Annotated in this window: 9 protein-coding genes; 1 reads left to right on the top strand and 8 read right to left on the bottom strand. The window is 64.0% G+C overall.

Translation table 11 applies throughout. From position 1 onward, the window contains the following. Nucleotides 1-114 precede the first annotated feature (114 nt). The 8 genes from LB515_RS08830 to LB515_RS08795 form a co-directional block, all read right to left on the bottom strand. Nucleotides 115-1743 carry an alpha-D-glucose phosphate-specific phosphoglucomutase gene (locus tag LB515_RS08830; RefSeq protein WP_224707454.1) on the bottom strand — a complete coding sequence of 543 codons (1629 nt, stop codon included), beginning with the start codon at nucleotides 1741-1743 and terminating at the stop codon, nucleotides 115-117. A 3-nt stretch (nucleotides 1744-1746) separates the two neighbouring features. Beyond that, a complete protein-coding gene (glgA, locus tag LB515_RS08825) occupies nucleotides 1747-3192 on the bottom strand; it encodes a glycogen synthase GlgA (protein WP_224707453.1) in 1446 nt (481 codons plus the stop codon). A 152-nt stretch (nucleotides 3193-3344) separates the two neighbouring features. Next, the gene (gene glgC, locus LB515_RS08820) at nucleotides 3345-4613 is read right to left on the bottom strand and encodes a glucose-1-phosphate adenylyltransferase (RefSeq protein WP_140635175.1); all 1269 of its coding nucleotides are present in this window, start codon (nucleotides 4611-4613) and stop codon (nucleotides 3345-3347) included. Between the two features lie 63 nt (nucleotides 4614-4676). Next, nucleotides 4677-6890, bottom strand: coding sequence for a 1,4-alpha-glucan branching protein GlgB (gene glgB, locus LB515_RS08815; protein WP_224707517.1), 2214 nt, complete (start codon nucleotides 6888-6890; stop codon nucleotides 4677-4679). Between the two features lie 154 nt (nucleotides 6891-7044). Continuing rightward, on the bottom strand, nucleotides 7045-9507 hold the full coding sequence (locus LB515_RS08810) for a glycogen/starch/alpha-glucan phosphorylase (protein WP_140845713.1): 2463 nt from the start codon (nucleotides 9505-9507) through the stop codon (nucleotides 7045-7047). A gap of 141 nt (nucleotides 9508-9648) precedes the next feature. Next, a complete protein-coding gene (locus tag LB515_RS08805; RefSeq protein WP_176477005.1) occupies nucleotides 9649-10431 on the bottom strand; it encodes an ATP-binding cassette domain-containing protein in 783 nt (260 codons plus the stop codon). 2 nt (nucleotides 10432-10433) lie between these two features. Next, nucleotides 10434-11495 carry an ABC transporter permease gene (locus LB515_RS08800; RefSeq protein WP_140541596.1) on the bottom strand — a complete coding sequence of 354 codons (1062 nt, stop codon included), beginning with the start codon at nucleotides 11493-11495 and terminating at the stop codon, nucleotides 10434-10436. A 162-nt stretch (nucleotides 11496-11657) separates the two neighbouring features. After that, a complete protein-coding gene (locus tag LB515_RS08795; protein ID WP_095767162.1) occupies nucleotides 11658-12692 on the bottom strand; it encodes a sugar ABC transporter substrate-binding protein in 1035 nt (344 codons plus the stop codon). 212 nt (nucleotides 12693-12904) lie between these two features. Between LB515_RS08795 and LB515_RS08790 the strand changes: the two genes are divergently transcribed. Next, entirely contained in the window at nucleotides 12905-14128 is a 1224-nt protein-coding gene (locus LB515_RS08790; RefSeq protein ID WP_140845712.1) for an ROK family transcriptional regulator, read from the top strand.

Genomic DNA, 14128 nt, shown 5'->3' with positions numbered 1-14128 from the left:
GAGGCGCCGGCGATGCGAGCGCCGGTTTGCGCCAAGCTGGAGCACCCCTCATCCGTCGCCTTCGGCGACACCTTCTCCCACAAGGGGAGAAGGGGGAGTCGCGCCACGCCACCCTCAAGTAATCACGCTCGGCTTGTTGCGGCCGGTGTGGCTCTTGATGCCGGCGATGTCGTCGGCGGCGGCGATGAGATCGGCGAGCGCTTCCTGCGTGTCGAGGTCGTGCCTTGCCTTGTCCGGCTCGTAGCGCTCGATATAGAGGCGCAGCGTCGCCCCTGACGTGCCGGTGCCGGAGAGGCGCAGCACAACGCGCGAGCCGCCCTCGAACAGGATCCGGATGCCCTGGTGCTCGCTCACCGAGCCGTCGACCGGATCGCGATAGGCAAAATCGTCGGCCTTGGCGATCTTGAGGCCGCGCACGGTCGTGCCGGGCAGCGAGCCGAGCTTGGCGCGTAGCTCGTCGACCAGCGCGTTGGCGCGATCGCTCTCGACCTCCTCATAGTCGTGGCGCGAATAATAGTTGCGCCCGTAGGTCTCCCAGTGTCCGGTTACGATGTCCTTGCAGCTCTCGCCGCGCGCAGCGAGGATGTTGAGCCACAGAAGCACGGCCCACAGCCCATCCTTCTCGCGCACATGGTTGGAGCCGGTGCCGGCGCTTTCCTCGCCGCAGATGGTCGCCATGCCGGCATCGAGCAGGTTGCCGAAGAACTTCCAGCCGGTCGGCGTCTCGTAAATGCCGATGCCGAGCTTTTCGGCGACGCGGTCGGCGGCGCCGCTGGTCGGCATCGAGCGGGCGATGCCCTTAAGGCCGTCCTTGTAGCCCGGAGCCAGTTTGGCATTGGCGGCAAGCATCGCCACCGAGTCCGACGGCGTGACGAAGATGCCTCTGCCGATGATCAGGTTGCGGTCGCCGTCGCCGTCGGAAGCCGCGCCGAAATCCGGCGCGTTGGGCCCCATCATCTCGTCATAGAGGTGCTTTGCGTGCACCAGGTTCGGGTCCGGGTGGTGGCCGCCGAAATCGGGCAGCGGCTTGAAGTTGCGGCAGGTGCCGTCCGGCGCGCCGAGCCGGCGTTCGAGGATCTCCTTGGCATAGGGGCCGGTTACCGCATGCATGGCGTCGAAGCGCATGCGGAAGCCCGACTTGAAGAGCTTCCTCAGCGCGTTGAAGTCGAACAGGCTTTCCATCAGTTCGGCATAGTCCTTGACCGGGTCGCAGATCTCGACCGTCATGTCGCCGGCCTTGACGGTGCCGATGGTGTCGATGTCGATGGCGCCGATATCGGCGATCTTGAAGCTCTTGATCTCCTTCGACTTGGCAAAGATCGCGTCGGTGATCTTTTCCGGCGCCGGGCCGCCATTGCCGGCATTGTACTTGATGCCGAAATCCTCGTGCGGGCCGCCCGGATTGTGGCTGGCCGACAGGATGATACCGCCGAAGGTCTTGTATTTGCGGATGATATTGGAGGCGGCCGGCGTCGACAGAATCCCGCCCTGCCCGACCATCACCTTGCCGAAGCCGTTGCCGGCGGCGATCGCGATCGCCTTCTGGATGACCTCGCGATTGTAGAAGCGGCCGTCGCCGCCGATCACCAGCGTCTTGCCCTGAAAACCGTCCAGCGCATCGAAGATCGACTGGATGAAGTTCTCGGCGTAGTGCTCCTGCTGGAACACCGGCACCTTTTTCCGCAGGCCGGAGGTGCCTGGCTTCTGGTCGGTATAGGGTGTGGTGGGGACGGTTTTGATCATGCCTCAGGCAGCCCTTTTTGAAAGCAGCAAGCGATAGAGTTCGACGTATTTTTCGGCGCTCTTGTCCCAGGAGACATCGGCCTTCATGCCCTGGCGCTGGATCGAGGCCCAGGTCGCGGGCCGCGCATGCTGCTCGACCAGCCGCTGGATGGCGTGGAGCATCGCGGCACCATTGTTGGGCGCGAACTGGAAGCCGGTGGCGACGCCGGCCGACAAGGCGGCCTCGTTGGCGTCGATGATGGTGTCGGCCAGACCGCCTGTCCTGGCGACGACCGGCACGCAGCCATAGCGCAGGCCATAGAGCTGGGTGAGGCCGCAGGGCTCGAAGCGGGACGGAATGATGATGGCGTCGCAGCCGCCTTGCATGACGTGCGAAAGGTCTTCGTCGTAACCGACGACGACGCCGACGCGGCCGCGATGCCGGGCGGCGGCGGCAAGCAGCGTGCCTTCGAGGCCGGCGTCGCCGGAGCCGAGGATCGCCAGCCGCGCGCCGGCGGCGACGATGCCGTCGACGACCGCGGCCAGGATGTCCATGCCCTTCTGCCAGGTCAGCCGGCTGATGACGCAGACGATCGGGCTGCCATCCGCTTCCAGGCCGAAGCGCTCTTCGACCGCCTTGCGGTTCTTGCCGCGCGCCGCAAGCGTCTCGGCCGAATAATTGGCGACCAGATGCTTGTCGGTCTGCGGGTTCCAGATGTCGACGTCGATGCCGTTGACGATGCCGTAGAGGTCGCTGGCGCGCATGTTGATCAGACCGTCGAGGCCCATGCCAAATTCCGGCGAGCGGATCTCCTGCGCATAGGTCGGGCTGACCGTGGTGATGGCCCAGGCGGCTTGCAGGCCGGCCTTGAGAAAGCCGACGCCGCCATAATATTCGACGCCGTCGAGCTGCATCGCCACGCTCGGCAGGCCGAGCTCGCCGAAGATGCCGGCGCCGAACTGGCCCTGGAAGGCGAGATTGTGCACGGTGATCAGCGACGGCACGCCGACCGCCTTGCCGTAGCGCATATAGGCAAGCGTCATCGCCGACTGCCAGTCATGGGCATGCACGATGTCGGGCTGGTAACCGGAGATCGCGCCACCGGCAATGTCGCCGCCGGCCTGGCTGAGCGCGGCGAAGCGGCGCCAGTTGTCCGGCCAGTCGGCGCCGGAGGCGGTGCCGTAAGGGCCGCCCTGGCGATCGAAGAGATGCGGCGCGTCCAAAACGAAGAGATCGAGATCGCCGATCTTGGCGGCATGGATCGAAGCCTTGGCGCCCTGCAGCAGCGGATATTGGTAGACCGCCTTCTTCTTGGCGAAGGCCGCCATCACCACGGGATAGCCCGGAACCAGGGTGCGCATCGCCACGCCCTTGCCGGCAAGCGCGATCGGCAAGGCGCCGGCGACGTCGGCAAGCCCGCCGGTCTTGATCAGCGGGAAGATTTCGGGCGTGACCGACAGAACCTGCATGCGCTCCACATTCCGATCTCAAGATGACAGGTCAAAGTGACAACCTGTTGATCCAGTCGTCAGCCTGCTGATCGACCTCGTCAACCTGCTGATCAACCTTGTCAGGTTGACAGCCGATCAACCTCACCAGGCCGACAGCTTGCTGATCGACCCTACGGGGTCGACAGCTTGTTGATCATGTCCTGCGTGATCAGGCAGATGCCCTTCTCCGATACGCGAAAACGCTTGGCGTCGAGCGCCGGGTCCTCGCCGACAACCAGTCCTTCCGGGATGTGGACGCCGTGATCGATGACGACGCGTTTGAGGCTCGCGTTGCGGCCGACCTGGACGTCGGGCAGCATCACCACTTCCTCGAGCTTGGAATAGGAATTGATGCGCGCGCCGGTGAAGATCAGGCTGCGGCGCAGCGAGGCGCCGGAGACGATGCAGTCGCCGGAGACCAGCGAGGAGATCGCCTCGCCGCGGCGGCCGTCCTCGTCATGCACGAACTTTGCAGGCGGCTTCAACTCGGCATAGGTCCAGATCGGCCAGTCGCGGTCGTAGAGGTCGAGCTCGGGCGTGATGTCGGTGAGGTCGATATTGGCTTCCCAATAGGCGTCCACCGTTCCGACGTCGCGCCAATAGGGTTCGGCCTCGTGCGAGGAACGCACGCAGGATTTTGCGAAGCGGTGGGCGATCGCCTTGCCGTGCTGGACGATGTAAGGGATGATGTCCTTGCCGAAGTCCCGGCTGGAGCCGGGCTCGGCGGCGTCGCGGCGCAGCTGCTCCATTAGGAACTTGGTCTTGAAGACATAGATGCCCATCGACGCCAGGGCGAATTCCGGCTTGTCCGGAATGCCGGGCGGATCGGCCGGCTTTTCGACGAAAGCGATGATGTTGTCCTTCTTGTCGACATGCATGACGCCGAAGCCGGTCGCCTCCATGCGCGGCACTTCCAGGCAGCCGACGGTGACGTCGGCGCCGGCGTCGACATGCTGGCGCAGCATCAGTTCGTAATCCATCTTGTAGATGTGGTCGCCGGCGAGGATGACCATGTATTCGGGACCGTAGGCCTCGATGATGTCGATGTTCTGGTAGACGGCGTCGGCCGTGCCTTCATACCACTGCGTTTCCGAGACGCGCTGCGATGCAGGCAGGATGTCGAAGCTTTCGTTTCGCTCGGGCCGCAGGAAGTTCCAGCCGCGCTGCAGGTGGCGGATCAGCGAGTGCGCCTTGTACTGGGTGGCGACGCCGAGGCGGCGGATGCCGGAGTTGAGCGCATTGGAGAGGGCGAAATCGATGATGCGCGTCTTGCCGCCGAAATAGACCGCCGGCTTGGCGCGCCGGTCTGTCAGCTCCCTGAGGCGGCTGCCGCGGCCGCCGGCCAGCACATAGGCCATGGCATCGCGTGCCAGCGGCTGGGTTCTTCTGATCTCTGCCATTCTGTTACCCTCCCAAACAAGCTGCCCGGACTGTTGCAAGAGCAGGATGAGAAATCATCTGCTTCAATCCGTGACGAATTCCAGCATGATCGTCGACAGCGGCGGCAAAAGCATCGTCGCCGATACGCCGCCTCCTTCCCCGCTTGCCTCGACCATGCCGCTATTGCCCATGCCGGAGCCGCCATAGACCTCGGCGTCCGTATTGATGATCTCGCGCCATTTTCCCGCCTTTGGCAGCGGCACGCGATAGTTCTCGCGCGGCACCGGCGTGAAATTGGAGATGACGGCTATCGAATTGCCGTCCGGCGCGCTGCGCAGCCAGGCGAAGACCGAATTGTCGCGGTCGTCGACGATCAGCCAGGAGAAGCCCTCCGGCTCGCAGTCGCGCGCATGCAGCGCCGGGCGCGAACGGTAGAGATAGTTCAGGTCGCGCACCGTCTGCCAGACGCCGCGATGCGGCGCGAATTCGAGCAGGTCCCAGTCGAGCGCGCGTTCCTCGCTCCACTCGCGGCGCTGGGCGAATTCCTGGCCCATGAACAAGAGCTTCTTGCCGGGATAGCCCCACATGAAGGCGTAATAGGCGCGCAGCGTGGCGAACTTCTGCCAGTCGTCGCCTGCCATTTTGTGGAGCAGCGTGCCTTTGCCGTGCACGACCTCGTCATGCGAAAGCGGCAGCACGAAATTTTCCGAGAAGGCGTAGACCAGGCCGAAGGTGATGTCGTTGTGATGGTGCTTGCGGAAGATGGGCTCCTTGGAGAGATACTCCAGCGTGTCGTGCATGAAGCCCATGTTCCACTTGAAGCCGAAGCCGAGGCCGCCTTCATGCACGGGACGCGACACTTTCGGCCATGAGGTCGATTCCTCGGCGATCGTCATCACGCCGGGGTGGTGGCCGTAGACCTCCTTGTTCATCTTCTGCAGGAAGCTGACGGCCTGCAGGTTCTCGCGCCCGCCCTTCTCGTTGGGGATCCACTCGCCGGCCTTGCGCGAATAATCGAGGTAGAGCATCGAGGCGACCGCGTCGACGCGCAAGCCGTCGACATGGTATTTCTCGGCCCAGAACAGCGCGTTGTTGACGAGGAACGATACCACCTCGCGGCGGCCGAAATTGTAGATGGCGGTGTTCCAGTCGGGATGGAAGCCCTGGCGCGGATCGGCATGCTCGTAGAGCGCCGTGCCGTCGAATTTCACCAGCCCGTGCTCGTCGACCGGGAAATGCGCCGGCACCCAGTCGAGGATGACGCCGACGCCGGCGCGATGCGCGCCATCGACGAAACGGGCGAAGCCGTCGGGGTCGCCGAAGCGGGCTGTCGGCGCATAAAGCCCGGTGGTCTGGTAGCCCCAGGATGGGTCGTAGGGGTGCTCCGAGATCGGCAGGAACTCGATATGGGTGAAGCCGGTGTCGACCACGTAGGGGATCAGCCGCGCGGCGAGCTCATCCCAGGAGAGGAATGTGCCGTCGTCGCGGAGCTGCCAGGAGCCGGCATGGACCTCGTAGATCGAGATCGCCTCGCGCCGGGGATCGGCTTTCTGCCAATAATTGCGATGCGCCTCATCGCCCCATTGATGCGCTATGGGCGGCGCCGTCACCGAGGCGGTCGCCGGGCGCAATTCCGATTCGAAGGCGAACGGGTCGGCCTTCAGCGGCAGGCGCACGCCGTCGGGCCCGATGATCTCGAACTTGTAGGGCTTGCCCGCGCCGATATCGGGAATGAACAATTCCCAGATGCCCGTGTCCTTACGGTCGCGCATCGTGTGCCGGCGACCATCCCAGTCGTTGAAGGCACCGACCACGGAGACGCGCCGCGCATTGGGCGCCCAGACGGCGAAATGCACGCCGGTGGCGCCCTCATGTTCGACGATGTGGGCGCCGAGCTTGTCGAACAGCCGTAAGTGCGAACCCTCGGCCATGTAATAGTCGTCCATCGGACCGAGCACCGGGCCGAAGGAATAGGGATCAGTCAGCCACCAATCGCCGCCGGCATTCCTGGCGTGATAGCGCAGCGGCTGGCGCTTGCGGATCGAGACCTTGCCCTCGAAGAAGCCGGCATCGTCGCTGCGGGAAAGCTCGCCGACCTCCTTGCCGGTCAGCGTGTAGGCGGTGACGAATTCGGCATTGGGCACGAAGCAGCGGGCAATGAAGCCCTTGCCGGCTTCATGCACGCCCAGGACCGCGAAGGGATCGCCGTGCGTTCCGGCGACAATCGCCGCGACATCGCCGGCTGGCGCCAGTCCGTCCGGCCCGCTTGTCGCAGCGGTCGCGCGCGGCTTCCTCATCAAACGGTCGCCCTCCCCGGGCACCTTGTTCTGGCGCATGCCTCGCTCCGGCATGCGCCGTTCTTTGTCTTGGTGCATGTCGTGGTCCCAAAACCGCTACGCACTTTTGGGCGACATGCATCTGGCCACATTTTTTGTGGCTCATGCAATCATATCAGACGGGCACGTTCCAGATGTCTTTCGCATATTGGCGGATTGTGCGATCGGACGAGAACCAGCCGACGCGGGCGACGTTGCGGATGGCGCGCGCGTACCAGTCGGGGCTGTTGCGCCACACCGCGTCGACCTCGCGCTGGCAGGCGGCGTAGGAATCGAAGTCGGCCGCCACCATGAACCAGTCGCTTTGGTAGAGCCCGTTCATCAGGTCGCGATAGCGGTCGGGATCGTCGGGTGAGAAGACGCCGGAGGAAATGGCCGATACCGCCTGCGACAGCTCGGACGAGGTCTCGATCACGCCGCGCGGATTGTAGCCATTGTTGCGCCGCTCGGCGACTTCGGCGGTGGTGAGGCCGAAGATGAAGATGTTGTCGTCGCCGACATGTTCCTTGATCTCGACGTTGGCGCCGTCGAGCGTGCCGATGGTCAAGGCGCCGTTCAGCGCGAACTTCATGTTGCCGGTGCCCGAAGCTTCCATGCCGGCGGTCGAAATCTGCTCGGAGAGATCGGCGGCCGGCATCAGCACCTCGGCCAGGCTGACATTGTAGTTCGGCACGAACACCACCTTCAGCAGGCCGCGCACCGACGGATCGCCATTGATGACCTTTGCGACGTCGTTGGCCAGCTTGATGATCAGCTTGGCGTTGTGATAGCTGGGCGCCGCCTTGCCGCCGAAGATCTTGACGCGCGGCATCCAGTCCCGTTCCGGATGCGAGCGGATCTGATCGTACAGCGCGATCGCTTCCAGTATGTTGAGCAGCTGGCGCTTGTATTCGTGGATGCGCTTGACCTGGATGTCGAACAGCGCCGACGGATCGATCCTGATGCCGAGCCGGTCGGCGACGAGATTGGCGAGCCGCGCCTTGTTCTGCCGCTTCACACCGGCGAATTTCTCACGGAAAGCCGCGTCATCGGCGAGCGGATCGAGATCCTTGATCGCCTCGATGTCGTCCATGAAGCGGTCGCCGATCGCCTCGCGGGCAAGCGAGGTCAGGCCGGGATTGCACTGGATCAGCCAGCGCCTGGGCGTGATGCCGTTGGTCTTGTTGTTGATGCGATCGGGATAGAGCTTGTGGAGATCGGCGAACACCGTCTCCTTCATCAGCTCGGTGTGCAGCGCCGAGACACCGTTGATCGAATGCGAGCCGACAAAGGCCAGATTGCCCATGCGCACGCGGCGGTCGCCATTTTCCTGGATCAGCGAGATGCGGGCGATCTGATCGCCCGAGAACTGGTTGGTGGCGCGGGCCTCGAGCAGCACCTGCGCATTGATTGCGTAGACGATTTGCATGTGGCGCGGCAGCAGACGCTCGAACAGCGGCACCGGCCAGCTTTCAAGCGCCTCGGGCAACAGCGTGTGGTTGGTGTAGCCGAAGGTGCGTCTGGTGATGTCCCAGGCCTGGTCGAAGTCCATGCCGTGGACGTCCATCAGGAGCCGCATCAGCTCCGGCACGGCGACCGCGGGATGGGTGTCGTTCAAGTGGATCGCCGCCTTGTCGGGCAGCGATTTCAGGTCGCCATACTGGCTCAAATGCCGCTGCACGATGTCCTGCAGCGAGGCGGTGGAGAAGAAATACTCCTGCCGCAGCCTGAGCTCCTGGCCGGCCATGTGGGAATCGGCAGGATAAAGCACGCGCGACAGCGCGTCGGCCTTGTTGCTCTCGGCCAGCGCGCCGATGTGGTCGCCCGCATTGAACTTGTCGAGCAGGATCGGGTCGATCGGCATGCCGGACCAGAGTCTCAGCGTGTTGACGCGCCTGGCGCGCCAGCCGGCCACCGGCGTGTCGTAGGCGACGGCCAACACATGCTCGGTCGGCTTCCAGACGTGGCGTTCGAGCCGGCCGTCCTTCGAGGTGATCGATTCCACCGAGCCGCCGAAGCCGACCTCGAAGGAACGCTCGCGCCGTTCGAACTCCCAGGGATTGCCGTGATCGAGCCAGGTCTCCGGCAATTCGACCTGCCAGCCGCCGTGGATTTCCTGGCGGAACATGCCGTTGGCGTAGCGGATGCCGTAGCCATGGGCGGGGATGTCGACGGTCGCCATGCTTTCCATGAAGCAGGCGGCAAGACGGCCGAGGCCGCCATTGCCTAGTGCTGCGTCCGGCTCGAGCCCCGCGATCAGGTCGAGGTCGACGCCGAGCGAGGACAGCGCCTCGCGCATGTTCTCCATCAGGCCGAGATTGGAGAAGGCGTCGCGCATCAGGCGCCCGATCAGGAATTCGAGCGAAAGGTAATAGACGCGCTTTTCCTGCTGGTCGTAAGCCTCCTTGGTCGCCTGCATCCATTGATCGACGATGCGGTCGCGCACCACCTTGATCGAAGCGGTCAGCCAGTCATAGGGCGTGGCGACGGTTGTGTCCTTGCCGACCCGGTATTTGAGCGACATCAAGACTTCTTCGGCGAGCGTCTTGGGGTCGGGATTGTCGAGAACAGGGACTTCGATCGTCATGGCGGATGTCATGCTGCCTCTCGTTCAACTGGCCTGATCATAGCGGCTTTCACCGTTCCTCCCAGCCCATCTTAGTGCGTTGCAGCATAGGTTCAATCGATTTACTCAACCGACCCATCAGCCCGCCTGCGGCAACAGGGACATGTCGTGGGATCAAGCCGCCAGCGCGTCCTCCGGCGGCTTCTTGGCGCCGGTCATCAGCGCCACCGCATCCGACATGGAAATCTGCTTAGGATCGACGACGCAGAGACGCCTTCCAAGCCGGTGGATGTGGATGCGGTCCGCCACCTCGAAGACATGCGGCATGTTGTGCGAGATCAAAACGATCGGCAGGCCACGCTTCTTGACGTCCAGAATCAGCTCAAGCACGCGGCGGCTTTCCTTCACGCCAAGGGCGGCCGTCGGCTCGTCCATGATCACCACTTTCGAGCCGAAGGCGGCAGCACGCGCCACCGCCACGCCCTGGCGCTGGCCGCCCGAAAGCGTCTCCACCGCCTGGCTGATGTTCTGGATGGTCATCAGGCCGAGTTCCGTGAGCTTGTCGCGAGCACGCTTCTCCATCGCCGGACGGTCGAGCATACGCAGCCAGCTGCCAAGCGGACCTGGCTTGCGGATCTCGCGGCCGAGAAACATGTTGTCGGCGATCGACAGCGCCGGCGACAGGGCGAGGTTCTGGTAGACGGTTTCGATCCCGGCTTCCCGGGCCTCCATCGGCGACTTGAAGGCAACTGGCTTTCCCTCAAGCCGGATTTCGCCTTCGTCGGGCACGGCCGCGCCGGAGATCGCCTTGATCAGCGATGATTTGCCCGCGCCGTTGTCACCGATGACGGCGAGGATTTCGCCCGGATAGAGGTCGAAATCGGCATTGTCGAGGGCGGTAACGCGGCCATAGCGCTTGATCAGGCCGCGCGCTGTGAGAATGGGCTCCTGGGTCATGACTATGCCGAAACCTTTCTGATCCATTGATCGATCGCCACGGCGCCGATGATCAGCACGCCGGTGAGCAGCACCTTCCATTGCGGATCGGCGCCCAGCATGTTGAGGCCCATCGAGACGACGCCGACGATCATGGCGCCGAACAGCGTGCCGAGGATCGAGCCGCGCCCGCCGAACAGCGAGATGCCGCCGATCACCGTCGCGGTGATGGCCTGCAGATTGTAGTCGGTGACAGCGGCCGACGGCGAGACCGAGCCGTTGCGGCCGATCGAGACCCAAGCCGCGAAAGCGGCGATCAGCCCGGCAAGGGCATAGACCGTCATCAGCACTTTCTTGGTCTGGATGCCCGACAGTTTCGCAGCCTCCTGATCGTCGCCGACGGCGTAGACATGGCGGCCCCATGCGGTGTGGTTGAGCACGTACCACAGAAGGATCACCAGCAGGACCATGGCAATGACGCCAAGCGTCAGCACGGCAGAGCCGACCCTGAAGCTCACCGCGAACAGGTGCAGCAGCGGCGCCTGGACGTCGACGTCGGTGTCGCGGATCGTCTCATTGGCCGAATAGATGAAATTCGTGGCCATGACGATGTTCCAGGTGCCGAGCGTGACGATGAAGGGCGGCAGCTTCATGTAGGCGACCAGGAGGCCATTGAGCAGTCCGCAGGCGCCGCCGGCGGCAAGCCCAATCGCCACGGCGAGAATGGCCGGCATGCCATAGGTCACCGCGCAATTGCCCATGATCACCGCCGAAATCACCATGATGACGCCGATCGAGAGATCGATGCCCGCGGTCAGGATGACCAATGTCTGCGCGGCACCGAGGATGCCGACGATGGCGATCTGCTGCAGGATCAGCGTCAGCGTGTAGGACGAAAAGAAACGTCCGCCGATGGCGATGCCGAAGATGATGACCGACAGAACCAGCACGATCAGCGGCACCGCCGCCGGCGTGGAGTGCAGGAAGTGCTGGGCGCGCTTGACGGCCGATTTGTGCTCGTCGAAGGCGGCGACGCTGGTGTCGCTTCCCGTAAGTACTTTCTCGAATTCCTGTATCTGAGACATATGTCCTCCCGTCTGCATACGGCCTCTCATTGCCGCACACGCCGTCGACGCCTATTCCGGTCTTGTCGCCAGGATTGTCGCGCTTTGACGAAAGCGCATCGTCCACCCGATGCGGCCGGGGATCAAGCCCCCAGCCGCACGGTTCGTGGACCTCTCAGAGCATCAGCCCCAGCACTTGGCCAGGCCTTCCTTGGTGTCGATCGACTTGACGCCATTGGCCGGCTTGTCGGTGACAAGGTTGACGCCAGTGTCGAAGAAGTTCTTGCCTTCGGTCGGCTTGGGCTTGGTGCCGTCCTTGGCGAAGGCGGCGATCGCCTCGATGCCGAGCGCCGCCATCTGCAGCGGATATTGCTGCGAGGTGGCGCCGATGACGCCTTCGGTGACCGACTTCACGCCCGGGCAGCCACCGTCGACCGAGACGATCAGCACCTGCTTCTCGAGGCCGACGGCCTTGAGCGCCTGATAGGCGCCGACAGCGGCCGGCTCGTTGATGGTGTGGATGACGTTGATGGTGTTGTCCTTCTGCAGAAGGTTCTCCATCGCCTTGCGGCCGCCCTCTTCGTTGCCGTTCGTCACGTCATGGCCGACGATGCGCGGATCGGTTTCGTCTCCGATCTTGTTGGGGTCCTTCACGTCGATGCCGTAGCCCATCATGAAGCCCTGGTCGCGCAGGACGTCGACGGTCGGCTGCGAGGGGGTCAGGTCGAGGAAGCCGATCTTGGCGTCCTTGGCCTTGTCGCCAAGCGTAGCGGCGGCCCAGGCGCCGATCAGCTTGCCGGCTTCGAGATTGTCCGTTGCGAAAGTGGCGTCGGCGGCGTCGATCGGATCGAGCGGCGTGTCGAGAGCGATCACCAGCAGGCCGGCGTCACGCGCCTTTTTCACCGTCGGCACGATGCCCTTGGTATCGGAAGCCGTGATCAGGATACCCTTGGCGCCGTCGGCGATGCAGCTTTCGATCGCCGCGACCTGGCTCTCGCTGTCGCCGTCGATCTTGCCGGCATAGGTCTTGAGGTCAACGCCGAGTTCCTTGGCCTTGGCGGTCGCACCCTCCTTCATCTTGACGAAGAAGGGATTGGTGTCGGTCTTGGTGATGAGGCAGGCGCCGACGCCCGCGGCCGACGCGGACGAGGCGAACGCGAGCAGGCCCAGCCCGGCCGCCGCGAATACGGTGGATTTCAGCAGCGATTTCTTGGTCACGATTTCCTCCCAGTGGAACCATTCCGGACGCCGGCCAACCCGGCGCCTCAAACGCATCCAACCATTTCTCCCAGCGTGGACGCCAGATCAAAAGACACCAGTCCGCAACGGCTGTCAATAATTAAATCACTCTTATTTATTATTGACAGCCTTGCGCTGTTCACCCATTCTGAACGAAAAGCATCGAGGGGAAACAGACGGGAGGAAACAGGGTGGAGACCGGCATTGCGAGGCACGGTTCGCCCGAGGCTTTGGAGAGCCGGCTGCACCGCGGCACCAACCAGAGCGGCATGCGCGACCATAATGAACGGCTCGTGCTGTCCCTGGTGCGCCAGCATGGCAGCCTGGCCAAATCCGACATTGCGCGCATGACCGGGCTGTCGGCCCAGACGGTGTCGGTGATCATGCGCGAGCTCGAGGAAGACAAGCTGCTTGTGCGCCAGGCGCCGCTGCGCGGCAAGATCGGCCAGCCTTCGATTCCGATGGCGCTCAATCCGGAAGGCGCTTTTTTCATCGGCCTCAAGATCGGCAGGCGCTCGGCCGAGCTCGTGCTGATCGACTTCCTCGGCAATGTGCGCGCCATGCTGCAGCATTCCTACCGCTATCCCGCACCGCGCGAGACCGTCGAATTCGTCACTGCCGGCATCAAGACGATGCGCGGCGAACTGACGCCGGCGCAGGACAAGCGCATTGCCGGGCTCGGCATCGCCATGCCGTTCGAGCTATGGAACTGGGCAGACACGGCCGGCGCGCCGCGCGAGATCATGGACGAATGGCGCCATCGCGACATCCGCGCCGACATCCAGGGGCAGTGCGAGTTCCCGGTTTATCTGCAGAACGACGCGACTTCGGCTTGCGGCGCGGAGCTCGTCTTCGGACGAGCGGGCGCAGCGCGCGATTTCGTCTATTTCTACATCGGCGCCTTCGCCGGCGGCGGCATCGTGCTCAATGGCCGCCTCTACAGCGGGCCGAACGGCAACGCCGGCGCGCTGGGCTCGATGCCGGTGCCCGGGCCGGACGGCAAGCCGACGCAGCTCATCGACGTCGCCTCGATCGCGATGCTGGAAAAGGCGCTCTCGGCCAAGGGCATCGACGGCTCCTATCTGTGGACCTCGCCGCAGGAATGGGGCGAGATCGGCGCCGATCTCGACGAGTGGATCGCCAGCGCATCGCGGGCGCTGGCCTATGCCATTGTCGCTGCCTCGTCGGTCATCGATTTCGAAGCGGCGGTTATCGACGGCTGGATGCCGCTCGATGTGCGGCGCCGGCTGGTCGATGCCGTTACGGAAGCGATCGCCCGTGTCGATGCCGAAGGACTGAAACTGCCTGTCGTGCGCGAGGGAACGGTCGGCATTCACGCACGCGCCATGGGCGGCGCCAGCCTGCCGCTCTCCGAGCGCTTCCTGATCGGGCCTCACACGTCCGGAGGCGCCTGA

Origin of the sequence: Mesorhizobium sp. CA15, assembly GCF_020165215.1 — a bacterium.
In the GTDB taxonomy this organism is placed as follows: Bacteria; Pseudomonadota; Alphaproteobacteria; order Rhizobiales; family Rhizobiaceae; genus Mesorhizobium.
Note: the sequence above shows the minus strand (reverse complement) of the source record. Positions and strands in the feature narration are given on the sequence as shown.

Bases quoted from the DNA above. Each gene is read 5' to 3' on its own strand.
- LB515_RS08830 (WP_224707454.1), bottom strand. From the start codon at position 1,743: ATGATCAAAACCGTCCCCACCACACCCTATACCGACCAGAAGCCAGGC.
- glgA (WP_224707453.1), bottom strand. From the start codon at position 3,192: ATGCAGGTTCTGTCGGTCACGCCCGAAATCTTCCCGCTGATCAAGACC.
- glgC (WP_140635175.1), bottom strand. From the start codon at position 4,613: ATGGCAGAGATCAGAAGAACCCAGCCGCTGGCACGCGATGCCATGGCC.
- glgB (WP_224707517.1), bottom strand. From the start codon at position 6,890: ATGAGGAAGCCGCGCGCGACCGCTGCGACAAGCGGGCCGGACGGACTG.
- LB515_RS08810 (WP_140845713.1), bottom strand. From the start codon at position 9,507: ATGACATCCGCCATGACGATCGAAGTCCCTGTTCTCGACAATCCCGAC.
- LB515_RS08805 (WP_176477005.1), bottom strand. From the start codon at position 10,431: ATGACCCAGGAGCCCATTCTCACAGCGCGCGGCCTGATCAAGCGCTAT.
- LB515_RS08800 (WP_140541596.1), bottom strand. From the start codon at position 11,495: ATGTCTCAGATACAGGAATTCGAGAAAGTACTTACGGGAAGCGACACC.